Source organism: Parasphingopyxis sp., from assembly GCF_052168275.1.
GTDB lineage: Bacteria > Pseudomonadota > Alphaproteobacteria > Sphingomonadales > Sphingomonadaceae > Parasphingopyxis.
Genome location: NZ_JBQLZM010000011.1, coordinates 1 through 24662, shown reverse-complemented (window position 1 = coordinate 24662; position 24662 = coordinate 1). Strand labels below are relative to the sequence as shown.

The window sequence follows — 24662 nt, the reverse complement described above, 5'->3', positions numbered from 1 at the left end:
ACGGGCAGATGATCTTCAACGCGGTCGGCGCGAAGCTGCGCGGCGGCTATGACGAGCTGCCCGAAGTGCTGCGCAACGAGATCGCGGCCAACTATCCCGAATACACCGCGCCGCCTCCGGGCGACGATGCACGGCCCAACGAGACGACCTGGACCGTGTTCCGCGAGATGATCGACGCGCGGCGCGCGGCCGAGGGCGAAAGCGCGCCAGCGGGCGGCCATAGCGAGTAAGGCGAGACACCGGGAACCGTTCCAGCGTAAGCGGGTGTCTGCCGCCCGCGAGGAGAGACGATGAATTCAGCCACCGAACGCAGCGAATTCCGTCTCGGCTGGACGGTCCTGTTCGCCGGGGTGCTGGGCGTGGCGTTCGGCGCCTCGCCCATCCCGTTCAACGTCATCGGGTTCACGGTCGCGCCGCTGTCGGCCGAATTCGGCTGGACGCGCACCCAGATCCTGATCCCGATCACGATCTTCGGGGTGATCGCCTCGCTGCTCGCCCCGGCCTTCGGCTGGTTGGCCGATCAGTATGGCGTGCGGCGGGTCGCGCTCTGGTCGCTCGTCGCGTTCGGCCTGTCCTTCGCGGCCATCGGTCTCACGCCGACGAGCCAGGCCGCCTCCACGCTGTACATTTACTACGCGCTCTGGGTGTTTGTCGGCCTGATCGGCATCGGTTCGACCCCGGTCACCTGGAGCCGCGCGATCAACATGTGGTTTTTCAAGCGCAAGGGGCTCGCGCTCGGCATCTTGCTGCTCGGCACCAGCATCGCGGCGATCATCGTGCCGCAGGTCGCCGAATGGGCGATCCGCGAATATGGCTGGCGCGCGATGTTCGTCATCGTCGCCGGTTTCCCGCTGCTGATCGCGCTGCCGATCGGCTTCTTCCTGTTCCGCGAACCGCGCCCCGAGGAGCGGCCCCAGGCGATCACAAGCAATGGCGGCAAGCTGACCGGCGCGACCTTGGGCCAAGCGCTGCGCGACTATCGCTTCTGGCTGATCTGGTTCTCGATCCTGATCATCGCGCTCGCCTTCGGCGGCGCCTTCATCAACATGGTGCCGATCCTCGCCGATCACGACATCCCGTCCGACGTCGCCGCCCGGGTGATGGGGATTCTCGGGCTCGGCATCCTGTCGGGCCGGATCATCACCGGCCTGCTGCTCGACAAGTTCTGGGCCGGCTATGTCGCCTTCCCGCTGCTCTGCCTGCCGGCGATCTCCAGCTATCTGCTGCTCGGCACGGACAGCAATTTCATGCTCGCGGCGTTCGGCGGCTTCCTGCTCGGCTTCGCCGCGGGCGCGGAGAGCGACCTGATCGCCTATCTCGCCAGCCGCTATTTCGGGATGCTCCATTACGGCAAGATCTACGGCATGCTCTACATGCCCTTCGGCCTGGCTTCGGCCATCTCTCCGGTGCTCTACGCATCGGTGCGCGACACTATGGGCAGCTATGACCCGATCCTGACGGCGGCGATCTTCGCCTATGTCATCGGCGGCGGATTGCTGCTGTTCCTCGGCCGCTATCCCGAGACCTTCCCCGAGACCGAGGGCGACGGACCGTCCCGGCCGGCGCTGGAGACGGCCTGATGGCCACCGCCCCGGAACCCGACGATTGCCTCACGCGGCTGACCGATGCGGTCGGCCCGGGCGCGGTCGTCACCGATGCCGGAGAATGCGCCTTCTACGCGCAGGACGTCTATTCGCTCGGGCCGCAGCCGCTCGCCGTGTTCCGCCCCGCCGATACCGACATGCTCGCCCGCGGCCTCGCAGCCGTCGCCGATAGCGGCGTCGCGATCGTCCCGCGCGGCGGGGGCATGAGCTATACGTCCGGCTATGTCGCGCCCGACGCCGGCGCGCTGATCATCGACATGGGCGGGATGGACCGCATTCTCGAGATCGACGAGACCGACATGACGGTCACGGTCGAGGCCGGCTGCACCTGGCACGCGCTCTACGAGACCCTCCATCCGCGCGGGCTGCGCACCCCGGTCTGGGGCACGCTGTCGGGCATCAAGGCCAATATCGGCGGCGGGATGAGCCAGAACGGCCTGTTCTGGGGCGCGGCCAACGGGACCATCGCGCCGAGCGCAATCTCGATGGAGGTCGTGCTCGCCGACGGCTCGGTCGTGAAGACCGGCACCGATTTCCTCCGCCCCTTCGGCCCCGATCTCACCGGTCTGTTCGCGGCCGATGCGGGCAGCTTCGGCGTGAAGGCCAAGATCACCCTGCCGCTGATCCGCGAGGCGACCGCCTTCGCCTACGGCTCCTTCGCCTTCGACACGCCGGCGCAGATCACCGCGGCGATGAGCCAGGTGGCGCGCGAGGGGCTGGCGAGCGAATGTTTCGGCTTCGACCCCTTCCTCCAGGCCCAGCGGATGAAGCGCGACAGCCTGACCAAGGACGCGAGACAGCTGGTCGGCATGATGAAGAGCCAGGGCGGCTTTTGGAAGGGCCTGAAGGAAGGCGCCAAGGTCGTCGCCGCGGGCCGCTCCTTCCTCGACGACGCGACCTTCTCCGCGCACCTGATCTGCGAGGGCCGGCACCAGGGCGCCGTCGACGCCGATATGCGCCGGATCGAGGCGATCGTGGCCGAGGCCGGCGGGACCAGGGTCGAGAACACGATCCCCAAGGTGATGCGCGCCAACCCCTTCCCGCCCGTCAATTCGATGGTCGGGCCGGACGGCGAACGCTGGGTGCCCGTCCATGGCGTCGTCCGCCATTCGCGCGCGCGCGCGACGATCGACGCGATCACGGCGCTGTTCGAAAGCCGCGGCGCGGAGATGGAGCGGCTGGGCGTCGGCGCCGGCTACCTGATCATGACGGTCGGCCGCGCCGGTTTCCTGATCGAGCCGGTCTTCTACTGGCCCGACCGGATGGAGGAGCTGCACCGCCGCTCGCTCGAACCCGACCATCTCGCCAAGCTCAAGGGCTTTCCGGCCAATGCCGAAGCGCGCGCGCTGGTCGGCGAATTGCGCGCCGGCGTCATCGATGTCTTCGGCGAGATGGAGGGCGTCCATTTCCAGATCGGCCGCACCTATCCGCTGGCCGAGCGCAGCGACCCCGCGGCCTGGAAACTGCTCGAGGCGATGAAGCGGGCCGTCGACCCGGACGGCCGGATGAACCCCGGGGCCCTCGGGCTGGAATGACAGGGTTGGGATGATCGATCATGTATATGGACCGACGGCAGATCATGGCGGCGATGCTCGCGAGCATGCTGCCCTTGCCGAACGCGGTCCTGATGGCGCAGGAAGAATCCATGCCTGAAACCCCGCTCTATTCCGCCCTGGCGCTCCAGCTCGCCGCCCGCTCGGTCGAGGCGACGCCGGACCGCGCGGCCGCGCGCGCCCAGATGATGGCGATGATCGGCGAGGTCGAGACCAAGCTGCGCTCGGCCGCCGGCTTCATCGCCCAATATGGCGGCCATCCGGTGCGCCTTGCCGTGCTGCCCGAATATCTGCTGACCAGCTATCCGGGCCGCATCTCGATCCCCGATTTCGCCGACAAGGCGGCGCTCGAGATCGACGGGCCCGAATATGAGGCGCTGGGCGGCGTCGCCGAACGGCTGAACCTGTTTCTCGCGGGCAACGCCTATGAGACGGACGCGCATTTCCCCGATTTCTATTTCCAGACGAGCTTCGTCATCGCGCCCTCGGGCGAGGTCGTGCTGCGCTATCGCCGCCTCAATTCGATGTTCGCGCCGACGCCGCACGACGTCTGGTCGCGCTATCTCGATATCTACGGCATCGACGGCGTGTTCCCCGTCGCGCGCACCGCGATCGGCAATCTCGCCGCGATCGCCTCGGAAGAGATCCTCTATCCGGAGATCGCCCGCGCCCATGCGCTGCGCGGCGCGGAAGTCTTCGTCCACAGCTCGTCGGAGATCGGCTCGCCGCTCGACACGCCCAAGGACATCGCGAAGCAGGCGCGCGCGTTCGAGAATATGGCCTATGTCGTCTCCGCCAACACGGCGGGCATCGAGGGCGCGGCGTTGCCGCTCGCCTCGGCCGACGGCAATTCGCAGGTCGTCGACTGGAAGGGCCGCGTCGTCGCCGAATCGAACACGGGCGAAACCTTCACCGCCTTCGCGACGGTCGATATCGACGCGCTGCGCGCGGGCCGGCGGACGCCGAGCATGACCAATTTCCTCGCCCGCCAACGGCTGGAACTGTTTGCGCCGGTCTATGCCGGGACGGAAATCCACGCGGCCGACGGGATGATGGACGGCGATACGCCGCGGGTGCCGGACCGCGACTATTTCCGCCGCGCGCAGGAAGAGGTGATCGACCGGATGGTGCGCGAAGGGCTGATTTGAGATACTGCTCGTCATTGCGAGCGCAGCGAAGCAATCCAGAGCCGCGAGCGACATCGTCAACTGCTCTGGATTGCCGCGTCGTCCCGCAACAGGTTCGGGCCTCCTCGCAATGACGTTCGAGGCAGAAGCGATCACTGTATCGACGATATTTCTTGATCCAGATCATGGTCTGGAAATTTGTCCGGACTAATTATAGTATCGAGGACAGTTTCGGAGAGGATAGATGAGCAAGATCGACGTTGCCCCGCCCTATACCGCCGTATCGCGGCACGAGATGTTTCCCGAACCCCGCCATGACGAGGCGGCGCGGTTCGACTTTCTCGCCAATTTGAACAAGTTTCTCGCCGGCACGCTCGGCCCGGGCAACAAGCTCGCCTATGACCGGCGCGTGCTGCCCGCCTTCGTCAAGGAGCATGGCCGCGAACCCAGGGACCGGTTCGAGATCCGCCATGCGATGAACGAAGACCCGTTCCACCGCTTCTGGTCGGCGCTGAAACGCAATTCGATGGAGATGCGCCAGCAGAACGGCCGGGCGATGGTGCTGCGCCAGCTCGACGCGCTCGACGCCAGGGCGCGGGCATTCAACGACGGCAAGGATACGCTCGAACTCGATCCGGCGATCGCGGTGCCGCGCTATCAGGCCGCGGTCGACATCCACTGCATGCCGGGCAGCTATCATGGCGAAGAACGGCCGGGCCACGTGTCGGCGGGCGCCAATTACGATTGCGGCCTGTTCGCGACCACGGGCGGCGCGCTCGGCGCGCTCAACGATGGCGGCGGGCAGGCGCTCGTCGAATGGGTCCGCAAGGAGCGGCCCGGCTGGCAGCCCCGGCGCGTGCTCGATATCGGCAGCACGATCGGCCACAATGTCGTGCCGCTCGCGCTCGCCTTCCCGGACGCCGAATTCATCGCGATCGACACGGCGGCGGCGTCGCTGCGCTACGGCCATGCCCGCGCCCAGGCGCTCGGCGCGACCAATATCCGGTTCGTCCAGGCCAATGCCGAAGACCTTTCGCGCTGGGAGGACGGCCATTTCGACTGGGTGCAGACGACGATGTTCCTGCACGAGCTTTCCGGCAAGGCGCTGCCGAAGATCATCGCCGAGGGCTATCGCGTGCTCGCCGATGGCGGATTGATGCTGCATGTCGAACAGCCGCAATATTCGGACGACATGCCGCTCTACGAGCAGTTCATCCGCGACTGGGACGCGTTCAACAACAACGAGCCCTTCTGGTCCGCCATGCACGCGCTCGACCTCAAGGAGGAGATGGTGAAGGCCGGCTTCGCGCCGGACGAGCTGTTCACGGTCGGCGTCCGCGCGGTCGTCGACACCGATATCTTCCCCGAAGCGCCGACCGGCGAGACCGAAGACCATGGCCGCGCCGCGGTGTGGAACGCCTATGGCGCGTGGAAGAATGCCGAAGCCGCTCAGGAGGCCGCCGAATGACCGAAGAACTGGACTGGATGACTCGGGCCAATCTCAAGGCCAAGGGCAAGCGGCCCGACTTTCTCGGCGATCCCGAGGAAGAGAAGATGCTCTCGATGCTGATGGCGGTGATCGGCGAGGTATCGGTGCTGCGCGAGCGGCTCGACACGGTCGAGCGGCTGCTGGACGCCAAGGGCACGATCAGCCGCGCCGATATCGAACGCTATCAGCCCGACCGCGCGGCCGGGCAGGAGCGCGGCGAGATGATCCGCGAATATATCGCCCGGGTCATGCGCGGACCGCACCAGGCGGTGCAGGCGCTCGAGGAATTCGAGCCGCCGGTGCAGGACGTCGTCGACGAGTTGCGCGAGGGCTAGGCGTCGGTCGGACGAGTTCCGGCATTCGTCATTGCGAGGCGCGAAGCGACGCGGCAATCCGGAGCCGCCGGCCAGCGCCTGCCGCCCCGGATTGCTTCGCTGCGCTCGCAATGACGGCTCAAGCCGGCGAAACGCCTAGAACGGTTTCACCGCTCCGAGGAAGCAGACCCCCGCAATCGTGATCCAGTAGATATAGGCCGAAATCCGCGCCTGGCCGATCTCGCGCGCGAGCGCGGCCTCCTCGGCGGCGTCAGGCCCTTCGGCGAGCTTGCGGAAGCGCACCGTCCAGCGGCGCATGACGAGCCGCAGGAACAGCCCGATGATCAGCGCGAAGGCATAAAGCCCGATCTTCGCCGGATACCAGAGATTGCCCGGCCCCGTCTCGACCGGGCCGGTGCCGCCCCAGGCCATGAAGGCGATCACGAACAGCGCGGCGATCAGCGGGTAGCGCAGCAATTCCTCGGCCCGGGTCACCCTGATGCCGATATCGGTCTCGCGCTTGATGAAGGCCGTCCAGGTCATCGCCAGCCAGACCGCGAAGAACAGCCACATCCACCAGATGCCGGCGCCGTCGAGGATCGGCACGAAGCCGTAGAGCTTGCCCATATGGAGGCCCAGCGGGAGCAGCAGGACGATGCCCGTGCGCGCCAGGATGTCGATGCGGTAGGCGGTTTCCATGTGCCGCCGGCGCTCCTCGAGCGAGAGCGCGGGATTGGTGACGTGATAGCTGGTCTGGAACACGCCCCATTCGCCGCCCAGCCAGTAGACCATGGCGATGATATGCACCCAGCGCAGGATGCTCAGCTCGTTGGCGGTCAGAAATTCCATGGCGCCCCTCCTCTTCTTTGGCCGTAATTTGTCCGGACAAATTTCACTTGGCAAGCCCTAAATGCGCGGGCATGGTCATATTCGATAAGATAGGGGAGTCCCATGCAGCATCGCACCGTCAGCGGAAAGATCAGTTACACGTCGGTCAAGCCCGAATGGGAAGGCCGGGAGCGGGGACGCGAATGGTTCGCCTTCACCCATCATGGCGACGGATCGACGGTCATGCGCGCGCGCTGCGAGATCGAGGAGCCCGAGCCGACCGTGCTGCGCGACATCATCTACCATCTCGACGCCGAGCGGCGGCCGCGCGACCTGCACGTTCACCTCACGCTGGGCGACGCGTTCCTCGGATCGGGCTGGCTGCACGCGGACTGGGACAAGCAGGTCATCGAGTGCGAGAGCTTCGGCCCGTCGATCGGGCGGCTCTCGCAGCGCATGCCGATGGGCGGCGCGATCGACGGCTTCGGCACGCACCCGGTGGTCGGCGACGGTTTCCTCACCCAGTGCATGGATCTCGCCAAGGGTCCGCACAAGCGGATGATCCGCGTTTTCGTGCCCTCGCCCGACCATCGCGGCGCGACGCCGCCGCTGATCTCGGAGGTCAATATCGGGATGGAATATGTCGGCGAGGAAGAGGTAACGGTCGCCGCCGGCACCTTCGCCTGCCGCCATTACCGCTATTATGACGACGGCCCCGGCATGGGCGGCACCCGGCACCCCGATTTCGACATGTGGATCACCGCCGACGCCGATTCGCTGCTCGTGAAGGGCAGCATCGACGGCTATATGATGAACCGCTACGAGCTCGTCGAACTGGACCGCTTCTAGCCGGACGGCCTATCCGGCGGCGATCGCGGCGCGGATCGCCGCGGCGAGTTCGTGGTCGGTGAACGGCTTGTGCAGCAGGTGATAGTCGCCGCCGACCGCCTGTTCGAGCGCGTCGGTATCGGCATAGCCGCTGATGAAGACGATCGGCAGATCGTTGCGGACCACCCGCAGCATTTCGGCGACGCGCGCGCCCGAGCGGCCGGGCATCGCGAAATCGAGCAGCGCGATATCGAACGGGCGGCTGAGCATTTCCGTCACCGCCGCCTCGCCGTCCGCCGCCTGGACGACCCTGCAGCCGAGATGGGAAAGCATGTCGGCGACCGTGCCGCGGACATCGTCCTCGTCGTCGACCAGCAGAACCTCGAGCCGCGGAAGCCGGGCGGGCCCCGCGCCGCGCTCCGCGTCGAGATCGGCGGCGGCATCCCCCGCGCCCGACCGGCGCAGCCGGATCGTGATCGTCGTTCCGTTTTCGTCGCTCGATTCCACGAAAGCGGTTCCGCCCGACTGGCGCGCCATGCCGAACACCATCGACAGGCCGAGGCCCGTCCCCTGCCCGGTGTCCTTGGTCGTGAAGAAGGGTTCGAATATCCGCGATACGATCGCCGGGTCGATCCCGGTCCCGGTGTCCGACACGGCGATGTCGACATAGTCGCCGGGAGGAAGGTCATATTCCGGCTTCAGACGCCGCGCCTGGCGCACCGCGATCCGCAGCCGGCCGCCCTCGGGCATCGCGTCGCGCGCGTTGATCGCGAGGTTGAGGATCGCCATTTCGAGCTGCGTCCGGTCCGCCAGAACACCGGCATCTTCGGGCAGCGGGCTGATCGACAGTTCGGTCTGCGGGCCGATCGTGCGGCGGATCATCTCGGCGACCTCGTCGACGACGGCGCTCGCCGAGAGCGACTCGAGCTCGATCTTCTGCGTCCGCGAGAAGGCGAGCAGCTGCGATGTCAGCCGCTTGCCGCGCTCGATCGCCGCCGCCGCATTCTCGGTCCAGCGGCCGACGCGTTCGTCGTCGCCCCGTGCCCGCATCAGCTCGATATTGCCCGACGCCGCCTGCAGCAGATTGTTGAAATCGTGCGCGATGCCGCCGGTCAGCCGGCCGATCGATTCGATCTTCTGCGCCTGCAGCAGTGCCTCTTCGGCCTTCGTCCGTTCCTCGATTTCGCTCTGCAGCCGGACGAGCGCGGCATCGCGTTCGGCGACCAGCGCCGAAAGCTCTTGATTGGCGCTTTGCAGCTGCGCCGCCGACGGCACCGCAAGCGCCTTGGGCACGAGCGGCCAGAGGGCGATGGCGGTCGCGACCGAGACGAGCGCCGTGAAGGCCTTCATCAGCGCCTGGATCCCGTAGTCGCCGTTCCACAGCGTCCAGATGCCCATCACATGCGTCGCGCCGCAGGCGAGGATGAAGGCGGCGAACAGCGTCGCGATCCAGCCGAACCGGATATCGGGGCGCCGGTGGATGAAATAGAGGATGGCGATCGGTATCGAAAAATAGGAGATCGCGATCAGCGCATCGGAAATGACATGGGTCCAGACCAGTTCCGGTTGCCAGAGGATGCAATAGCCGTGCGGCGTATATTCGTAGAAAAAGCTGCCGTAATTCATGGACGCGGTCCCCCCGAGAAAGCAACAACTCCCATGCCGCTCATATACTTAGAGCGTCGGGATAGCCATCCACCCGTCCACAGTGCGCCGCTTCCGCCCGGCAGCGGCGCGGTCAGGCATCGGGCGGCAGATGTCCGCTTTTCAGATAGACCAGGCAGCCCCGTTCGGAGAATGGCCGATGCCCGGAGAAATGCGGCTGGCGGATCCAGCTGCCGGGCGGATAGTCGCCATGCTCGTCCTGGAACACACCGTCGAGGACGAGGATTTCCGCGCCGCCCGGGTACCGGCAGGCGGTGCTTTCCGTCCCCGGCTCCCAACGGACGAGCGCGACCGACTCGGGACCGAATGCATGGAGCGGCAGGACGCTCAGCCCCTCGGCCGGGCCGGGCCGGAAATCCGCCTCGCGCGTGTCGATCGCGAAATGCGCGGCGTCCTTCCCGTCGAACTGATGCAGCTTGACGAAGATCGTGCAGCCGTCCGCGCTGTGCGGCGCATGGCGCGTGCCGATCGGGTTGCGGACATAGGTGCCGGCCGGATAATCGCCGCTTTCGTCGGAGAACACGCCGTCGAGCACGAAGAATTCCTCGCCCCCGCCATGAACATGTTCGGCGAATTTCGAGCCCGGCGCATAGCGCACGATCGAAGTCGCCCGGGCCACTTCCCCGCCGACCCGGTCGAGCATCCGCCGCTCGACGCCCGGCATCGGCGAGGCGACCCAGTCGACATCTCCGGGGCGGACGACGACGCGTTTCGAAAAATCGGCATTGATGCGCATGGCAGTATGTCTTTCGAGGTCCCGCCGCTCGCGGTTACAAGGGCCTAGGCTTCGGGCTCGCGGATCGGCGCGAACACCCGGTCGATAAAGGCCTTGAGCTTCGCGTCGCGCGTTTCGGCATCGGCCTCCTCGCCCTCCAGCGCCATCAGCCTTTCTTCCTGCACCCAGATTTCCTGCGCGAGATTCATCACGACGGCGACGAACCGGTCCATGCCGGGTTCCGAAAAGAAACGCGGCTGACCGTCCGGCCCGTAGATGCCGTCCGGCGCGTCGTCCGGCCTGATCGGCGGCCCGCCGCTTGTTTCGGCGCCGCTCACGATTTCCACGCCCCGAAGCCGAACCACATGACGCCCTCGGCCAGCCGACCGGTCGTCTCCTGTCCCACGACCTCGCCCTGCTCGGCCGCGATCGCATCGGCGACCGCCTGTTCGCCGTAGATGCCGATGCTCGGCACGACGAACTGGATATAGTCATCCTCGCCAAATCCGGCACGCGCGCACAGCTCGGGCGGACTTTCGTCGCGATAGCCTTTGTAGAAGGGCTCGGAATTGTAATAGCTGTCCCAGTCGAGATAGAAGCCGTCGAACGCCCCCATCTGGTCGTTGGGCGGCAATTCCATGTGCAGCATCAGACCGCCGGGGCGGAGCACGCGATAGGCCTCCTCGAACGCCTTGGCGCGGGTCTTCTTCGACAGCTCGTGGAGGAACATGGACGACCAGACGAGATCGAAACTCTCGTCGGGATAGGCGAGCGCATCGGCCGCCATCTGTTTGAAATGCACCTCCTGTCCCTGCATCTTCGCGCGCGCCGAGGCATAGCGCAGCCCGCCCGGCGCGGCGTCGATCGCCTCGACCCGCGCGTCCGGATAGGCCTGTTTCCAGGGCAGCGTGTTGTGGCCGATCGTGCAGCCGGTATCGAGAATGTCGCGCGGCGCGAAGTCCGGATATTTGCCGCGGATATAGCGCGCCATCGACAGGCCGATATCGTCGAGATTGGCGCCCATCAGCCCCATCGAGAAGACCGCCAGACCCTGGTCGTAGACCGCCCCCGCTTCGAGCGAATCCGCGCCGCGCGTATAGGAACCCGGCATCAGGTGCACGTCGATCGCATCGACGTTGCGCGGCACGTCGAGCGCCGGATCGAGGGTCAGCGAGCCCGGCGCGTCGGAAACCTTCGCGGCTTCGGCCTCCATCCGCTCCAGATCGCGATCGACGATATCGGCGACGCTCGCCCAGACCATCTTCTGCGCCTGGACGCGCATCGCGCTGTAGATGTTGAAGGCCGGATCGCCGCACAGCGCCAGATGCGCCTCGCGGCTCGTTTCTGGCGCGCGGCCGTGCTCGCGGCGGAAGGCGGGTTCGGCGCGCTTCTCGTAGCCGGCGCGCATGTCGGCGGCGAGATCGTTGAGGATCAGGCTCCGGATGCCCGAGACGAAGCGGCCGCGCGCGGCCTCTTCCACCGTCAGCTCGGGCTTCATCGCGTGCTGCAGGGTCGGGGTCATGGGCGTTCCTCCTCCTCTTGCCGATCGGTTTCCGGGGCCGCGGGCGCGCTCGGACAGGCCGGATAGAAAAGCGCGTCGAGCGTGCGCGGGGTGCGGATCAGCCAGGTCGCGCCGGTGGTCGTCGTCGAATCCGGTCCGCTATGCATAACGCCCGCCGGCCGGTAGAAATAGCCGCCCGGCATATAATCGTAATCGCGCCGCCCGCTCGGCAGGCATTCGGCGAGACGGTAATCGCCGTCGAGCAGATAGCCTTCCTCGGCCGTGGAATGGATTTCCCAGGGCACCGACACGCCCGCCGCAAGGCGCACGAGAAAGGTCCGCGCGCCCGTCTCCGCATCCTCGTACAGGTCGCGGATGTAGAGCGGCGCGGCGGCTCCGGCCTCGCGCGCGACATCGCCGGTGCGCCAGGGACGCTCCGCGCCGGAAACGGTCGTCGCCGCGCCACTGCCCGGACCCGGATCGCGAAAGAGCAGCAGGCGCGTGCCCTCGACGACGCCGGTGATGCCGGTCGCCGAACCGGCCGGGATGCGCATATAGTCGCCGGCGGCGAGCCGGCGGCCGGACAGCGCCATCGCGCCGCGCTCGACATAGATTTCGGTGAGCTGCGCGGGCGGATCGACCCGGAACGAGGCCGCCGCGTCGAAGGAGAGCCGATAGGCTTCTCCGGTCGCTGCGTCGCGCCGCAGCACGACCGCACCGCCGGCGGGCCATCCGCCGCCCGGCTCCGCCCGCGCGGCGGTTTCGGCATCGACGCCGAGCACGAGGCCCGGCGGATCGGCATAGACGGGCCGTTCGGGGATATCCCCGCCCTCGAAGCGCACGAGATAGTCCGCCTCCCCGACCTTGCCGACCATTTCGGGCCGCGGCGGAATCTCCGGATAGACGGTCACGAAATAGTCGCCGGCGCTCGGATTCCGGCGCAGCGGCAATATCTCGTTCTGATAGACGTCGCTGTTCCAGAATGTCCGGGCATTGGCGAGGCACGGAAAGCGGACGATCAGCACCGTATAACCGGGCGGCGCATCGCCCTCGAAGGTCGCGACGGCACGCGGGCTGTTGACGTAATAGCCGCCGAGCCGGTCGTAGATCTGCGAGTCCGCGATCGCCTGGCCATAGGCCATCATCCGCTCGCGATCATGGGTCGGGCCGGCGACCACCATATAGACCGGGTCGACGCACGGTTCGGACGCGACCACGCCGCCCTGCAACAGGGCCGCGAGCAGAACTGGCCATCCCGCCATTATCCGGCTGGCTCGTCCGCTTGCAGGCCGGCGGGCACCGCTTCGTCCTCACGCAGGAGCTGGTTGATCTCGATCAGATTGCCGTCCGGATCGAAAATGTTGCAGCCGATAACGCGGATCGGAGGCGCGCCGGCGCGGCCGGGATAGACCTGCAGCCGCGCGGGCGCCGTCATCGTCACCCCGGGCACGTCCGCCGATGCCGCGCAGCGCGCCTGGGCGTCGTCGGTGTTCATGATCATCACATGATCGCCGATGCCGAGCCGCGTCGGATAGGGGCCGGGATCGGGCAACGCGGGTTCGAGCCACTGCATGAAGCCGATCCAGCCGATCCAGGGATCGTTGGCGTTGGCGAGCACGAGCCTCGCCCGCGCGCCGGGCTCGCCCGCAGGCAGCGCGACGCCGGACGTCTCGACCTCGGTATCGTAATTGACCGCAAAGCCCAGCACGTCGCGATAGAGCGCCAGCGACGCGTCGATGTCGCGCACGATCAGCGTGCTGCGCCGGAAATCGGTCGGCGCGCGTTCGTCGGGCGCCGCGACGCCGGGCGATGCGGCGGGCTCCGCGTCCGCCGCCTGATGCGCGCAGGCCGCGTTCGCGCCGAACAGCAGCGCCGCGCCCAGGATCCATGTCTTCATCGGAAACTCTCCTCTGCATAGGCCGCGATCGGCGCGGCCTCTCCCTCCTGGCGAATGAGCGCCTGACGGCGGAAGAAGCGGAGCAGCCCGCTCTCCCCCATGCGCGACGCGCCGAGCCCGGACAGGCCGAAGCTCGATTTTTCGGCTTCCCAGACCATCGATGTCAGCGAGCCGTCGTTGATCGAGACGGCGCCGGCCCTAAGCCGCGCGGCGACGCTCTCGGCTTCCCCGGCGGTGCCGGCGATCACGGCGGCGGACAGGCCGAACTCCCCCGCATTGGCGAGCGCGACCGCCTCGTCGATCGTATCATAGACGGTGACGGGCAACACCGGGCCGAAGCTCTCCTCGCGCATGATCGCCATGTCCGGCGTCACGTCGGTGAGGACGGTCGGCCGCAGATAGAGGCCGCCGCCGAGATTTTCCGTGGCGCCGCCGGTGCGGATGGTTGCGCCGTGGGACACCGCATCGTCGATCTGGGCCTGGACGATGGCGGCCTGCTTCCCGAAGATGAACGGGCCGATATCGCCCCGGTCAATATCCGGATAATTCAGGCGTATTTTCTCCGCGGCGGCGACGAGCGCCGCGATGAACGGCTCGGCGATCGCCCGGTCGACATAGATGCGCTCGATCGACTGGCAGGCCTGGCCGGTGTTGACGATGCTGGCGCGCAGCGCGATTTCGGCGGATTTCCGCGGGTCCGCGCTCGCCATCACGATCATCGGGTCCTTGCCGCCGAGCTCGAGGCTCGCCGGGATGAAGTGATGCGCGGCACTTTCGCCAACTTTCCGCCCCGTCGCCACCGATCCGGTGAAGCAGACATAGTCGACCTGCCCGATGATCGCCGCGCCGGTCGCGCCGTCGCCCTCGATCACCGCCAGCACCTCCGCCAGCTCCGGCGTCTCGGCGATTGTTTCGGCCAGCGGGCGAATGAAGCGCGGCGCGACCTCGGACGGTTTGACCAGCACCGCGCAGCCGGCCATCAGCGCCGGTATCGCGTCGATCAGCGCGAGCGTCAGCGGGAAATTCCAGGGCGAGATCACGCCGACCAGCGGATAGGGCACGAGCCGGGTCGTCGTCGTGATCGTCGGCTGCGCGGTCGGCGCGCCGGACGGCGAATGCGCGGCGATGATGGCCGCCGCCGACCCGGCCCAGCGTTTGATCAGCCCGGCCACGCCCAGCACCTCGATCCGCGAGATGCCCTTGCGCCCCGTATCCAGCGTCAGCGCGGCGGCGATCCCGTCGGCGCGCGCCTCGATGGCCGCCGCCCAGCGCAGCAGGATGTCGCCCCGTTCTCCGGCCGGCCGCGCGGCCCAGTCCGCCTGCCCCGCGCGCAACCGCGCCGCCGCTTCGGCGACGGCGCTCTCGTCGAGCGGCGCGATCTCGTAATCGCATTCGCCGGTGCGCGGGTTGCGGACCTTCATGGCTGCGCCGCCCAGCTGTCGAGTATCGCGTCGCCGCGCGCGAACCATGCGCCCGGCTGTTCGGACAACCAGCGGAGCAGCCTCTCGAACGCGTCCATCCGGTAGGGCAGGCCCATGATGTACGGCGTCAGATGCATCGGCAGCATCCGGCCGCCGCGGCTCTCCGCCTCGCCTGCAAGCCAGCCATAGGCGTCCTGCATCTGCCGGACATAGCTGTCCGCCGATTGCTGCTGGACGTTGACGATCTGGCGGTCCGAAAGTTCATGGTTCAGCGGGATGTTGACGATATCGCCCGCCCCGGTCGCGAAGCGATAGGGCAGCTCGTCATTCACCCAGTCGCACATATAGTCGACGCCCGCCTCGACGAGCAGCTTCGCCGTATTGAAACTCTGCGACCGGGCGATCGAAAGCCAGCCGCGCGGCCGCGTTCCCGATACCCGCTCCAGCGTGTCGAGCGACTGCGCGATCAGCGCGCGTTCCTCCTCCTCGGGCAGGCCGCTGGCGATCGTCCCGTTCATATCGGTCGAATGGGCGATGATCTCATGCCCGGCGCCCACAAGCGCTTCGACGGTCTCCGGATAGCGTTCGGCGATCGCGCTGTTGGTCGCGACCGCTATCCTGGCCCCGACCGACTCGAACGCGTCGAGCAGCCGGTAGAGCCCGACCCGCGTTCCATATTCGCGCGCCGTGTAATGGCGGTAATCGGGATAGGCGGTCTGCATATGGCCGGGCGCGCGGAAGGGATCGTCGCTCGGCGTGATCGGGAACCATTCGAGGCTGATCACCGGCCAGATCGCGACCGCCTTGCCGTCCGGCCACTGGACCGGCGGGCGCGTGTCGAAACGGCTGTACGGATAATGGTCGTGATCCATGCCGCGCTTGCGCTTGGGATAGTCGAGATAGGCGGGATCGAGGGTCATGCTCTAACTCCGCTGCCGAAACGACATACGTCATTGCGAGCGTAGCGAAGCAATCCAGAGCACCACGCGCAGCGCATCTGGCCCTGGATTGCCGCGTCGGCTTCGCCTCCTCGCAATGACGATACAGTATAGGCCGTCTTACCCATCGGCTTGCTCCCGATAGGCATCCACGATCTCGCCGGCCCGCGCGATCCAGGCCCGGCCGTCCGCCGCGATATGCTCGAGCACCGCCTCAAACGGCCCGATCCGGTGCGGCTGGCCGATGAGGTAACTGTGCAGCGGGATGCACATCACCGTGCCCGATTGCTCGCCCTCCGCCGCCAGCCGCTCATATTGCCGGATCAGCGTGTCGGCATAGTCGCGCGGCGACATGTTGTAGATGAAGAAGCCGTAATGGTCGTTGACCTCGAGGCTGTAGGGGATTGCCGTCAGCCGCCCGCTCGCCACCTTCACATCGGTCGGCTGGTCGTCATGATAGAGGTCGCACGTATAGTCGAGGCCGTATTCGGCGATCAGGTCCAGCGTCCGCGGGGTATGGGTCAGCGCCGGGGCGAGCCAGCCGCGGATCGTCTGTCCGGTGGCGCGCTTCACGGTCGCGATCGAATCCTCGATGATCGCGCGTTCCTGCGCCTCGTCCATGCCGTAGGAATAGCGCGTGTTGTAGATGCCGTGGCTGAAAAATTCCCAGCCGCGCGCATTGGCGTCCTCGACGACTTCGGGGATGTGATCGCAGAGCGCAACCGAAAGGCTCACCGATCCCGGAAAGCCGTGCTTCGACATGACGTCGGCCATCCGCCAGTGCGACACGCGGTTGGCATGATCGCGATGGCTGTAGCCGACCACGTCGGGATGCGGCCTGGGCCAGCTCTTGCGGTGCGGATTGGCCGGCGGGTCGAGTTCGTAAAATTCGAGGTTCGGCGCTACCCAGACGGCGCAGGTCTTGCCGCCCGGCCAGGCCAGCTTCGGGCGCCCGCGCCAGGCCTTGAAATCGTAGAGTCCAGGATCGGCTTCGCCCGCTTTCATTATTTGGTCTCCCGACCGGGCATCAGCGCGCCTCCAGCCAGTCGATCACCGCCTGCACGGGTTCGACATCGGCATATTTGAGCTGGAGGTCGGTCAGGTTGGCGAAATGATAGCTTTCATGCTTGTCCGCGCAGGTCTCGATCGGGACGATCGTGCGATAGCCATGGCTGAGCGAATCGACGGCCGTCGCGCGGACGCAACCCGAGGTGGAGCCGCCCGTCACCACCACCGTATCGACCTTGTGCCAGACCAGATAGCTGGCGAGCGGGGTTTCGAAAAAGGCGCTCGGCATGCGCTTGGTGAAGGTCATGTCGTCGGGATCGATCTCGCAGCGCGGATCGAATGCGTGCCGCTCGGAACCGTATTTGATGTTCTGGAGGCTGTCCTCGGTATCGGTCCGCGTCCCCCAGATACCCGCATCGCCGGCATCGGCCTTGTACGCCACGCGCGACCAGATCACCGGCATGCCCCTGCCCCGCGCGAGCGCGGAAATCCGGTTCACATGGGCGATCTGGTCGGGATCCGTCTCATACGCCGTCCTGAAGTTCTCGATGTCCGTATAGGCGCGCTGGATATCGACATTGACGATCGCGAGCTTCTCGCCGAAGCCGAATTTCTTGCGCGCCGGATTGGCCATTACGCCGTCGAATATCTCGCGCGCCGTCTTGCCGTCGCTGACCATTTTCGTGCCCATCGGATCGGCCATCTCGTCTCCCTTTCTCCCGGCTCCTATAGTGCGGACAAAGAAAAGACTTGTCGAGACAAATTTGTCCGGACAAATTAGACGGCTCACAAGGAGGCGATGATCATCACCCGTCACTTCATCCGCGTCGGCGAGCGCATGGTGCACTACCGCAAGGCGGGATCCGGCCCGATCCTGGTGATGGTCCACCAGTCGCCGCGCAGCTCGGCCGAATATGAGCCGCTGATGGAGAAATGGGCGCCGCATTTCACCTGCATCGCGCCCGACACGCCGGGATTCGGCCAGTCGCAGCCGCTGCCCGGCGATCCCGACATCGAGGATTTCGCGCGGGCCGTGCATGCACTGCTCGACGCGCTGGGCATCGAAAAATGCGCCGCCTACGGTTTTCATTCGGGTGCGATCATCCTGATGACGGCGCTCAAACAGCAGCCCGACCGCTTTACCCGCGTCGCGATGGGCGGTTATGCGGTCTGGACCCGGCAGGAGATGGCGCTGTTCGGCGACGCCTATCTGCCGCCCTTCCATCCGAGCGAATATGGCGAACATCTGACCTGGCTGTGGAACCGGATTCTCGAACAGAGCTGGTTCTTCCCCTGGTTCGCGACGGACGAAGCGCACCGGCTCGGCGTCGCGCATGCCGACCCGGCGCGCGTCGACGCCGTCGTCCGCGAGATGCTCGACGCGGGCAATGCCTATCAGGCGGGCTACGGCGCCGTGTTGCGCGCCCCGCGCGATATCCCGCCGCCCGGCGCCGCGATGCCGCCCTGCCTGATCACCGCCTATGACGGCGATCCGCTCCAAGAGCATATCGACCGGCTGGGCGACATGCCCGCGGGCTGGGAGGCGCGCAAGGTCGCGACGCCGGACGAACATCAGCGGGCGAGCCTCGACCATCTCCTCGCCGGCGATCATCCGCAGATGGGGGCGCTGCCCGAGGCGGAGGACGAGGGCTTTGCCGCGATCGAAGCGGACGGCTTCGACGGGCTGGTCCACTGGCGCGGGGATCGCGCCGCCCACACATTGCTCCTGCACGAGCCGGGCCGCGCCCTTGCAAGCGATCCGGGGCCGAACACACTCCGCGTCGACCTGCCCGGCCATGGCCTTTCCGACGATTGGACGGGCGAGGCGCCCAAGGACTGGGGCAGCTGGGCTGCGGTGATCGCGGCAATCGAAGACCGGTTCGGGATCGAGCACACCGCCATCCCCGCGCCGCCGTCCGGCGATCCGGCCCGGCTCTACCCCGATCTCGCGCCCGACCGCTTCGGCGCCTATCTGACCACAGCCTGGCAGGTCGTGCGCGCGCGCCACTTTTTCGAACCCTGGTACGAAGCCGATGCCGCGCATGCGCGGGCGTTCGATCCGGCCGATCTCGCACCCGAACGGCTGGCGGCGGAGCATCGGGACCTGCTTCGCGCGCGGTCCGCCCGGGCCTATCATCAAGCCCTGCTCGACAAGGACAGCTGACAATGGGAATTCGCGAAGACATGCCGTTGCTCGCTCGCCATGAAGGCGTCTGGGACGGGACGTACAGCTATTTCGACGCGGCCAACGAGAAGGTCGACGAACATGCCTCGCGCCTGATCTGCCGCCTGCCCGACAATGGCCCGCACCCCTACCACCAGACCAATCATTATCGCTGGCCGGACGGCCGCACGGAGGTCCGCGATTTCCCCGCGGCCTATCGCGACGGCCGTCTCTGGTGGGACAACGACCTGATCAAGGGCTGGGCCTCGGCCGTCGATCTCGACGAGCATGGCCGCACGATGATGCTCTACTGGCAGCGCACCGGCGATCCCGCGCTCTATCTCTACGAGATGATCCAGCTTTCGGACGACGGGCATGATCGCTGCCGGACATGGCACTGGATCCGCGACGGGATATTGGAAACGCGCACCTGCATTCAGGAGACGTTCGTGACGAGGGACTGGCGGTCGGTGGATGCGGAAATGGAGGCGGCGACCTGACCGGCCCGGCCAGCCTTTTCGACAGGCTGTGGGACAGCCATGTCGCCGCCGATCTCCCCGGCGGCGCGCAGCTGATCGCGATCGACCGCGTCTTCCTGCACGAGCGCACCGGCCCGGCCGCGCTCAATGCGCTGGCCGAAGCGGGTCGAGCGGTCGCCGATCCGGCGCGCGTCTTCGCGGTCGCCGACCATATCGTCGACACCCGCCCCGGGCGCGGCGACCGGACGCTGATGCCGGGCGGGCAGGTCTTCATCACCGAACTGCGCGCCGCGGCCAGGGCGGCGGGCATCACGCTGTTCGACGTAACCGACCCCGATCAGGGCATCGTCCATGTCATATCGCCCGAGCTCGGCATCGTCCTGCCCGGCTGCACGCTGATCGCGCCGGACAGCCATACCTGCACGCAAGGCGCGTTCGGCGCGCTGGCCTGGGGGATCGGCAGTTCCGAAGCCGAACATGCGATGGCGACCGGCACCTTGCGGCTGGAAAAGCCCAAATCGATGCGGGTGACGTTCGCGGGCGCGCTCCGGCCCGGCGTGACGCCCAAGGACATGATCCTCGCGCTGATCGCGGCGCATGGCGCGGCGGGCGGCAAGGGCCATGCGGTGGAGTTTGCGGGCGACGCGGTGGACGCGCTGTCGATGGAAGGGCGGATGACGCTCTGCAACATGGCGACCGAGTTTTCGGCGATGAGCGGTTTCATCGCGCCCGACGACAAGACCTTCGCCTGGCTGGAAGGGCGGCGCTACGCGCCGAAGGGCGGAGACTGGGACGCGGCGCTCGCGCACTGGCGGACCCTGAAAAGCGATCCGGGGGCGCGGTTCGATGCCGAAATATCGATCGACGCCGGGGCGATCCAGCCGATGGTGAGCTGGGGCACGAGCCCCGAAGCGAGCGTCGGGATCGACGGCCATGTGCCCGACGACGCCGAGGCCCGGCCGCTCGCCTATATGGCGCTCGAGCCCGGCCAGCCGCTCAAGGGCCTCGCCATCGATGCGGCCTTTATCGGCAGCTGCACGAACAGCCGACTGTCGGACCTGCGCCGCGCGGCGCAGTTGCTCGCGGGCAAGCGCATCGCGGATGGCGTGAAGGCGATCTGCGTGCCGGGATCGAGCCGCGTGAAACGCGAAGCCGAAGCCGAGGGCATCGACCGCATCTTCACCGACGCCGGCTTCGAATGGCGCGAAAGCGGCTGTTCGATGTGCTTCTATGCGGGCGGGGAAAGTTTCGGAGAAGGCGTGCGCGTGATCTCGTCCACCAACCGCAATTTCGAAAGCCGGCAGGGGCCGAACGTGAAAACCCACATCGCCAGCCCCGAAACCGTCGCGGCCAGCGCGCTCGCGGGCGCCATCGCCGATCCGCGGGAGCTGCGGTGATGGGGCGCTCTCTCTCACAAGATGCCGTTAGTGCTGAGCCTGTCGAAGCACGTCTATCGGCGGAGAAGCGCCCTTCGACAGGCTCAGGGCTAACGGTTTTTGAGGAGGTGCCCGCCAATGCCTGACCCGCTCCTCACCCTCACATCCCGTCCCGCGCCGATGCTCCGCGACAATATCGACACGGACCAGATCATCCCCTCGCGCGAGATGACGAGTACGGGGAAGACTGGGCTGGCCGACGGGCTGTTCGCCGGGCAACGCTATAGGACGATCGGCGGACGCGATCCGGATCCCGACTTCGTCCTCAACCGGCCTGAATATGCCGATACGCAGATCCTGCTCGGCGGCAAGAATTTCGGCTGCGGATCGAGCCGCGAACATGCGGTCTGGGCGCTTGCCGAATATGGCATCCGGACCGTCATCGCCGAGAGCTTCGCGCCGATCTTCGCGGGCAATTGCGTGCGCAACGGGGTGCTGCCGGCGGCGCTGGCGCGCGCCGATGTCGAATCGATCGCCGCGGCCGACAAGCCCGTCACCATCGACCTGCCGGCGCAGACGATCGCGCTGGCCGACGGGCGGAGCTGGACGTTCGAAATCGGCGAGGAGGCCAAGGCGATGCTCTTGGAAGGCCTCGACGCGATCGACCTGACGCTCAAACATTCCGAAGACATCGCCACATGGCAGGCGGCGGACCGCAAGGCCCGGCCGTGGATTTATCTGGGAGACCGTGCATGACCGGCCATATCCACATTTCCGAAGTCGGCCCGCGCGACGGGCTGCAGAGCATCGACCGGGTGATGCCGCTCGCGGCGAAAAAGGCCTGGATCGCGGCCGAGGCCGAAGCCGGCGTCTCCGAGATCGAGGTCGGCAGTTTCGTCCCACCCAAATTGCTGCCGCAAATGGCAGACACCGCGGAACTGGTCGCCTTCGCGAAAACGCTGCAAGGCCTCGACGTCGTCGCGCTCATTCCCAATCTGAAAGGCGCCGAGCGCGCCATCGCCGCCGGCGTCGACAAGATGTCGATCCCCTTTTCGATGTCCGAAACGCACAGCATCAACAATGTCCGCAAGGACCATCCGGCGATGCTCGCCGAGATCCGCGCGATCGCCGAGCTCGTCGCCGAACAGCCCGAGGGCGAACGCCCGCATTTCGAGGTCGGCCTGTCGACGGCTTTCGGCTGCACGATGGAGGGGCCGGTGAGCGAGGATCAGGTCGTCCGGCTCGCCGAGGCGTCGATGGAGGCGGGAGTCGCCGAAGTCGGCCTGTCCGACACGACCGGCTATGCCAATCCCGAACAGGTCCGGCGGCTCGTGCGCAAGGTGAAGGCCGCGGTCGGCGCCGACAGGCTCAACACGCTGCATCTCCATAACACCCGCGGGCTCGGCCTCGCCAATGTCGTCGCCGGACTCGAAGAGGGGATCACGACCTTCGACGCCTCGCTTGGCGGGCTCGGCGGCTGCCCCTTCGCGCCCGGCGCGTCGGGCAATATCGTGACCGAGGACCTCGTCTTCATGCTCGAGGCGATGGGCCATGACACCGGGATCGATCTCGACAAGCTGCTCAGGGTCCGCGAGATCGTCGCCGAGGCGCTGCCCGGCGAACCGCTCTATGGCTTCACGCCCGATGCGGGTCTGCCGCTCGGCTTCCGGGAGGCGGCGTGATGGGCGAGCAACCGCTGGCGGGCCTGCGCGTCGTCGAATTCACCCATATGGTCATGGGGCCGGCGGCCGGCGCGATCCTCGCCGAGCTCGGCGCCGAGGTAATCCGCGTCGAGCCGATCGGCGGCGACCGGACACGGCGGCTGCTCGGCTCGGGCGGCGGCTATTTTCCGATGTACAACCGGCACAAGCAGAGCGTCTGCCTGAACCTGAAAGACCCGGCAGGCCTCAACGCGGCGAAGAAACTCGCCGACAGCGCCGATATCCTGATCGAGAATTACCGGCCCGGCGCGATGGAGAAGCTCGGCCTCGGTTACGAGGCGCTGGCCGAGACCAATCCGAAGCTCATCTACTGCTCGGAAAAAGGCTTCCTGCCCGGCCCCTATGAGAACCGCACGGCGCTCGACGAGGTCGCGCAGATGATGGGCGGCCTCGCATACATGACCGGCCCGCCGGGCAAGCCGCTGCGCGCGGGCGCCAGCGTGATCGACGTGACCGGCGGCATGTTCGGCGTCATCGCGATCCTCGCGGCGCTCGAGCAGCGCCATCGCACCGGACGCGGCCAGAAGGTGCAGGCCTCGCTGTTCGAGACGACCGTCTATCTGGTCGGCCAGCATATGGCGCAAAAGGCGGTGACCGGTCAGGCGGCGGCGCCGATGCCCGCGCGCGTGTCGGCCTGGGCGATCTACGATGTGTTCGAGACGGCAGACGAGCCGGTCTTTATCGGCGTCGTGACCGATGCGCTGTGGGAGAAATTCTGCGCGCTGTTCGGGCTCGACGCGCTCTGGGCGCGCGAGGAGCTGCGCGAGAACAATGCCCGGGTCGAGGCGCGCGACGAGATCATGCCCGAGATCCGCGACCTGATGAAAAGCTTCACGCGGGACGAGCTGATCGCGAAGCTGGACGGCACGGGCCTGCCCTTCGCCCCGATCGGCAAGCCCGAGGAACTGTTCGACGATCCGCACCTCGTTGCGAGCGGCGGGCTGCAGGATGTGACGCTGACCGACGGACGGACCGTCCAGCTGCCGGTCCTCCCGATCGACATGGGGGGTGCGCGCACCGGGGGCCCCGATACGCTGCCCGAACCTGGCGATCACAGCGATGCGGTGCTGGCGAGCCTCGGCTATTCGGCGGATGAGATCGCCGCGCTGAAGGGGTCGGGCGCGGCCGCCTAGAGCGGGACGGCCGTATCGAACTTGATCCGTTCCATCGCGAAACTGGCGCTGACGTCGCTCATCGGCGCGGTCGCGATCAGCTTGCGATAGACCCGGTCGTAATCGCCGACATCGCGGACCAGCAGCTTGACGAAATAATCGACATCGCCGGCCATGCGGTAGAGTTCCACCACTTCGGGCAATGCCCGCGCCGCGGTCGCAAAGGCCTCCAGCCATTCCTCGCTATGGTCGCTGGTCTTGATCGCGACGAAGACGGTGACATTGAGACCCACCGCCTCGGGATCGATCAGCGCCACCCGCCGGGCGATCACGCCGTCCGCCTCAAGCCGCTTCACCCGCCGCCAGACATTGTTGACCGACAGTGACAAGGTCTCGCCGATGCTCTCGAGCGAGCGCGTGGCATCCCGTTGCAGCAGGCCGAGGATGCGCCGATCGGTTTCGTCAATGTTTTCCATTATCTATGATCAATACAGAATATTTTTCTGTCCGGAAGCCCTCATACGCGAATTATGACGATGATTTCCCGTCTTCACCGGCGTAGCATTCCCGATGAAGAGGGAGAGTCCATTGCTTGCACGCACCGTCCTGGCGCAGCGCCACGCGTCCGATTCCGCATTGCCCGCGCCCTGCTGCACGCCGCTCGGCGCGCTGGTCGGGCGGACGCCGCTGATCGCGATCCAGATGCGCTTCCGCGGCGAGCGGACGACGGTCCATGCCAAGGCGGAATTCCTCAATCTCACCGGATCGATCAAGGACCGAATGGCGCAGGGCATCCTGTCGGCGGCAAAAGCGCGCGGAGACCTCGCGCCCGGCCAGCCGATCGTCGAAGCGACCAGCGGCAATGCCGGCATCGCGCTCGCCGCGCTCGGCCGGGCGCTCGGCCATCCGGTTACCATCTTCA

26 protein-coding genes are annotated in these 24662 nt (G+C 66.9%); 14 read left to right on the top strand and 12 right to left on the bottom strand.

The features are described 5' to 3' along the window. The 6 genes from ACTS1X_RS01190 to ACTS1X_RS01165 all read left to right on the top strand — a co-directional run. A partial coding sequence (locus ACTS1X_RS01190) for a DUF1838 family protein (RefSeq protein WP_442612561.1) occupies window positions 1-230 on the top strand: 230 nt, incomplete at its 5' end. A gap of 60 nt (window positions 231-290) precedes the next feature. Next, window positions 291-1580, top strand: coding sequence for an MFS transporter (locus tag ACTS1X_RS01185; RefSeq protein WP_442612560.1), 1290 nt, complete (start codon window positions 291-293; stop codon window positions 1578-1580). Then, on the top strand, window positions 1580-3139 hold the full coding sequence (locus ACTS1X_RS01180; RefSeq protein ID WP_442612559.1) for an FAD-binding oxidoreductase: 1560 nt from the start codon (window positions 1580-1582) through the stop codon (window positions 3137-3139). Before ACTS1X_RS01185 ends, ACTS1X_RS01180 begins: the two co-directional genes overlap by 1 nt. Before the next feature lie 20 nt (window positions 3140-3159). Beyond that, on the top strand, window positions 3160-4305 hold the full coding sequence (locus ACTS1X_RS01175; RefSeq protein WP_442612558.1) for a nitrilase-related carbon-nitrogen hydrolase: 1146 nt from the start codon (window positions 3160-3162) through the stop codon (window positions 4303-4305). Between the two features lie 223 nt (window positions 4306-4528). Continuing rightward, a complete protein-coding gene (locus ACTS1X_RS01170; protein WP_442612557.1) occupies window positions 4529-5752 on the top strand; it encodes a class I SAM-dependent methyltransferase in 1224 nt (407 codons plus the stop codon). Continuing rightward, window positions 5749-6108, top strand: a complete 360-nt coding sequence (locus tag ACTS1X_RS01165; protein ID WP_442612556.1) for a hypothetical protein — start codon at window positions 5749-5751, stop codon at window positions 6106-6108. Before ACTS1X_RS01170 ends, ACTS1X_RS01165 begins: the two co-directional genes overlap by 4 nt. A gap of 135 nt (window positions 6109-6243) precedes the next feature. On the opposite strand, the gene ACTS1X_RS01160 is transcribed toward ACTS1X_RS01165, so the two are convergent. Next, window positions 6244-6936: a hypothetical protein gene (locus ACTS1X_RS01160; RefSeq protein ID WP_442612555.1), complete on the bottom strand. Its 693-nt coding sequence runs from the start codon at window positions 6934-6936 to the stop codon at window positions 6244-6246. Between the two features lie 102 nt (window positions 6937-7038). Here ACTS1X_RS01160 and ACTS1X_RS01155 point away from each other — a divergent pair, with 102 nt between their 5' ends. Then, the gene (locus ACTS1X_RS01155; RefSeq protein WP_442612554.1) at window positions 7039-7764 is read left to right on the top strand and encodes a hypothetical protein; all 726 of its coding nucleotides are present in this window, start codon (window positions 7039-7041) and stop codon (window positions 7762-7764) included. Between the two features lie 9 nt (window positions 7765-7773). On the opposite strand, the gene ACTS1X_RS01150 is transcribed toward ACTS1X_RS01155, so the two are convergent. The 10 genes from ACTS1X_RS01150 to ACTS1X_RS01105 form a co-directional block, all read right to left on the bottom strand. Continuing rightward, the gene (locus ACTS1X_RS01150; protein WP_442612553.1) at window positions 7774-9369 is read right to left on the bottom strand and encodes an ATP-binding protein; all 1596 of its coding nucleotides are present in this window, start codon (window positions 9367-9369) and stop codon (window positions 7774-7776) included. Between the two features lie 112 nt (window positions 9370-9481). Next, complete coding sequence (locus ACTS1X_RS01145; protein WP_442612552.1) at window positions 9482-10144, bottom strand: cupin domain-containing protein; 663 nt, start codon at window positions 10142-10144, stop codon at window positions 9482-9484. 44 nt (window positions 10145-10188) lie between these two features. Then, on the bottom strand, window positions 10189-10461 hold the full coding sequence (locus ACTS1X_RS01140; protein WP_442612551.1) for a hypothetical protein: 273 nt from the start codon (window positions 10459-10461) through the stop codon (window positions 10189-10191). Further along, window positions 10458-11645, bottom strand: coding sequence for a methyltransferase domain-containing protein (locus tag ACTS1X_RS01135; RefSeq protein WP_442612550.1), 1188 nt, complete (start codon window positions 11643-11645; stop codon window positions 10458-10460). Before ACTS1X_RS01135 ends, ACTS1X_RS01140 begins: the two co-directional genes overlap by 4 nt. Beyond that, entirely contained in the window at window positions 11642-12886 is a 1245-nt protein-coding gene (locus ACTS1X_RS01130; RefSeq protein ID WP_442612549.1) for a cupin domain-containing protein, read from the bottom strand. The genes ACTS1X_RS01135 and ACTS1X_RS01130 overlap by 4 nt, the downstream gene beginning before the upstream one ends. Next, the gene (locus ACTS1X_RS01125) at window positions 12886-13521 is read right to left on the bottom strand and encodes a VOC family protein (RefSeq protein ID WP_442612548.1); all 636 of its coding nucleotides are present in this window, start codon (window positions 13519-13521) and stop codon (window positions 12886-12888) included. Before ACTS1X_RS01125 ends, ACTS1X_RS01130 begins: the two co-directional genes overlap by 1 nt. Then, complete coding sequence (locus ACTS1X_RS01120) at window positions 13518-14942, bottom strand: aldehyde dehydrogenase family protein (protein ID WP_442612547.1); 1425 nt, start codon at window positions 14940-14942, stop codon at window positions 13518-13520. The genes ACTS1X_RS01125 and ACTS1X_RS01120 overlap by 4 nt, the downstream gene beginning before the upstream one ends. Next, entirely contained in the window at window positions 14939-15862 is a 924-nt protein-coding gene (locus tag ACTS1X_RS01115; protein ID WP_442612546.1) for a polysaccharide deacetylase family protein, read from the bottom strand. Before ACTS1X_RS01115 ends, ACTS1X_RS01120 begins: the two co-directional genes overlap by 4 nt. A 138-nt stretch (window positions 15863-16000) precedes the next feature. After that, window positions 16001-16885 (bottom strand): polysaccharide deacetylase family protein, encoded by an 885-nt coding sequence (locus tag ACTS1X_RS01110; protein WP_442612545.1) that lies wholly within the window; start codon window positions 16883-16885, stop codon window positions 16001-16003. Between the two features lie 22 nt (window positions 16886-16907). Further along, entirely contained in the window at window positions 16908-17591 is a 684-nt protein-coding gene (locus ACTS1X_RS01105; protein WP_442612544.1) for an isochorismatase family protein, read from the bottom strand. Between the two features lie 96 nt (window positions 17592-17687). Here ACTS1X_RS01105 and ACTS1X_RS01100 point away from each other — a divergent pair, with 96 nt between their 5' ends. The 6 genes from ACTS1X_RS01100 to ACTS1X_RS01075 all read left to right on the top strand — a co-directional run bounded on the left by ACTS1X_RS01100 (window position 17688) and on the right by ACTS1X_RS01075 (window position 23761). Then, the gene (locus ACTS1X_RS01100) at window positions 17688-19052 is read left to right on the top strand and encodes an alpha/beta fold hydrolase (RefSeq protein ID WP_442612543.1); all 1365 of its coding nucleotides are present in this window, start codon (window positions 17688-17690) and stop codon (window positions 19050-19052) included. 2 nt (window positions 19053-19054) lie between these two features. After that, window positions 19055-19552, top strand: coding sequence for a DUF3598 domain-containing protein (locus ACTS1X_RS01095; protein ID WP_442612542.1), 498 nt, complete (start codon window positions 19055-19057; stop codon window positions 19550-19552). Next, window positions 19444-20928: a 3-isopropylmalate dehydratase large subunit gene (locus ACTS1X_RS01090; RefSeq protein ID WP_442612541.1), complete on the top strand. Its 1485-nt coding sequence runs from the start codon at window positions 19444-19446 to the stop codon at window positions 20926-20928. The genes ACTS1X_RS01095 and ACTS1X_RS01090 overlap by 109 nt, the downstream gene beginning before the upstream one ends. 117 nt (window positions 20929-21045) lie before the next feature. After that, window positions 21046-21663, top strand: coding sequence for a 3-isopropylmalate dehydratase small subunit (gene leuD, locus ACTS1X_RS01085; RefSeq protein ID WP_442612540.1), 618 nt, complete (start codon window positions 21046-21048; stop codon window positions 21661-21663). After that, window positions 21660-22589, top strand: a complete 930-nt coding sequence (locus tag ACTS1X_RS01080; protein WP_442612539.1) for a hydroxymethylglutaryl-CoA lyase — start codon at window positions 21660-21662, stop codon at window positions 22587-22589. Before leuD ends, ACTS1X_RS01080 begins: the two co-directional genes overlap by 4 nt. Continuing rightward, window positions 22589-23761 carry a CaiB/BaiF CoA transferase family protein gene (locus ACTS1X_RS01075; RefSeq protein ID WP_442612538.1) on the top strand — a complete coding sequence of 391 codons (1173 nt, stop codon included), beginning with the start codon at window positions 22589-22591 and terminating at the stop codon, window positions 23759-23761. Before ACTS1X_RS01080 ends, ACTS1X_RS01075 begins: the two co-directional genes overlap by 1 nt. On the opposite strand, the gene ACTS1X_RS01070 is transcribed toward ACTS1X_RS01075, so the two are convergent. Further along, window positions 23758-24216 (bottom strand): Lrp/AsnC family transcriptional regulator, encoded by a 459-nt coding sequence (locus ACTS1X_RS01070; RefSeq protein WP_442612537.1) that lies wholly within the window; start codon window positions 24214-24216, stop codon window positions 23758-23760. The genes ACTS1X_RS01075 and ACTS1X_RS01070 overlap by 4 nt on opposite strands. Before the next feature lie 112 nt (window positions 24217-24328). On the opposite strand from ACTS1X_RS01070, the gene ACTS1X_RS01065 reads away from it, so the two are divergent. Continuing rightward, window positions 24329-24662: pyridoxal-phosphate dependent enzyme (locus ACTS1X_RS01065; protein WP_442612536.1), on the top strand; the 334-nt coding region annotated here is incomplete at its 3' end.

Excerpts from the sequence above, each read along its gene's own strand:
- ACTS1X_RS01100 (WP_442612543.1), top strand. The coding sequence starts at position 17,688 with ATGATCATCACCCGTCACTTCATCCGCGTCGGCGAGCGCATGGTGCAC.
- ACTS1X_RS01180 (WP_442612559.1), top strand. The coding sequence starts at position 1,580 with ATGGCCACCGCCCCGGAACCCGACGATTGCCTCACGCGGCTGACCGAT.
- ACTS1X_RS01170 (WP_442612557.1), top strand. The coding sequence starts at position 4,529 with ATGAGCAAGATCGACGTTGCCCCGCCCTATACCGCCGTATCGCGGCAC.
- ACTS1X_RS01075 (WP_442612538.1), top strand. The coding sequence starts at position 22,589 with ATGGGCGAGCAACCGCTGGCGGGCCTGCGCGTCGTCGAATTCACCCAT.
- ACTS1X_RS01135 (WP_442612550.1), bottom strand. The coding sequence starts at position 11,645 with ATGACCCCGACCCTGCAGCACGCGATGAAGCCCGAGCTGACGGTGGAA.
- ACTS1X_RS01160 (WP_442612555.1), bottom strand. The coding sequence starts at position 6,936 with ATGGAATTTCTGACCGCCAACGAGCTGAGCATCCTGCGCTGGGTGCAT.
- ACTS1X_RS01155 (WP_442612554.1), top strand. The coding sequence starts at position 7,039 with ATGCAGCATCGCACCGTCAGCGGAAAGATCAGTTACACGTCGGTCAAG.
- ACTS1X_RS01150 (WP_442612553.1), bottom strand. The coding sequence starts at position 9,369 with ATGAATTACGGCAGCTTTTTCTACGAATATACGCCGCACGGCTATTGC.
- ACTS1X_RS01145 (WP_442612552.1), bottom strand. The coding sequence starts at position 10,144 with ATGCGCATCAATGCCGATTTTTCGAAACGCGTCGTCGTCCGCCCCGGA.
- ACTS1X_RS01185 (WP_442612560.1), top strand. The coding sequence starts at position 291 with ATGAATTCAGCCACCGAACGCAGCGAATTCCGTCTCGGCTGGACGGTC.
- ACTS1X_RS01095 (WP_442612542.1), top strand. The coding sequence starts at position 19,055 with ATGGGAATTCGCGAAGACATGCCGTTGCTCGCTCGCCATGAAGGCGTC.
- ACTS1X_RS01175 (WP_442612558.1), top strand. The coding sequence starts at position 3,160 with ATGTATATGGACCGACGGCAGATCATGGCGGCGATGCTCGCGAGCATG.
- ACTS1X_RS01165 (WP_442612556.1), top strand. The coding sequence starts at position 5,749 with ATGACCGAAGAACTGGACTGGATGACTCGGGCCAATCTCAAGGCCAAG.
- ACTS1X_RS01090 (WP_442612541.1), top strand. The coding sequence starts at position 19,444 with ATGGCACTGGATCCGCGACGGGATATTGGAAACGCGCACCTGCATTCA.
- ACTS1X_RS01080 (WP_442612539.1), top strand. The coding sequence starts at position 21,660 with ATGACCGGCCATATCCACATTTCCGAAGTCGGCCCGCGCGACGGGCTG.
- ACTS1X_RS01070 (WP_442612537.1), bottom strand. The coding sequence starts at position 24,216 with ATGGAAAACATTGACGAAACCGATCGGCGCATCCTCGGCCTGCTGCAA.
- leuD (WP_442612540.1), top strand. The coding sequence starts at position 21,046 with ATGCCTGACCCGCTCCTCACCCTCACATCCCGTCCCGCGCCGATGCTC.
- ACTS1X_RS01125 (WP_442612548.1), bottom strand. The coding sequence starts at position 13,521 with ATGAAGACATGGATCCTGGGCGCGGCGCTGCTGTTCGGCGCGAACGCG.
- ACTS1X_RS01110 (WP_442612545.1), bottom strand. The coding sequence starts at position 16,885 with ATGAAAGCGGGCGAAGCCGATCCTGGACTCTACGATTTCAAGGCCTGG.
- ACTS1X_RS01130 (WP_442612549.1), bottom strand. The coding sequence starts at position 12,886 with ATGGCGGGATGGCCAGTTCTGCTCGCGGCCCTGTTGCAGGGCGGCGTG.
- ACTS1X_RS01105 (WP_442612544.1), bottom strand. The coding sequence starts at position 17,591 with ATGGCCGATCCGATGGGCACGAAAATGGTCAGCGACGGCAAGACGGCG.
- ACTS1X_RS01115 (WP_442612546.1), bottom strand. The coding sequence starts at position 15,862 with ATGACCCTCGATCCCGCCTATCTCGACTATCCCAAGCGCAAGCGCGGC.
- ACTS1X_RS01120 (WP_442612547.1), bottom strand. The coding sequence starts at position 14,942 with ATGAAGGTCCGCAACCCGCGCACCGGCGAATGCGATTACGAGATCGCG.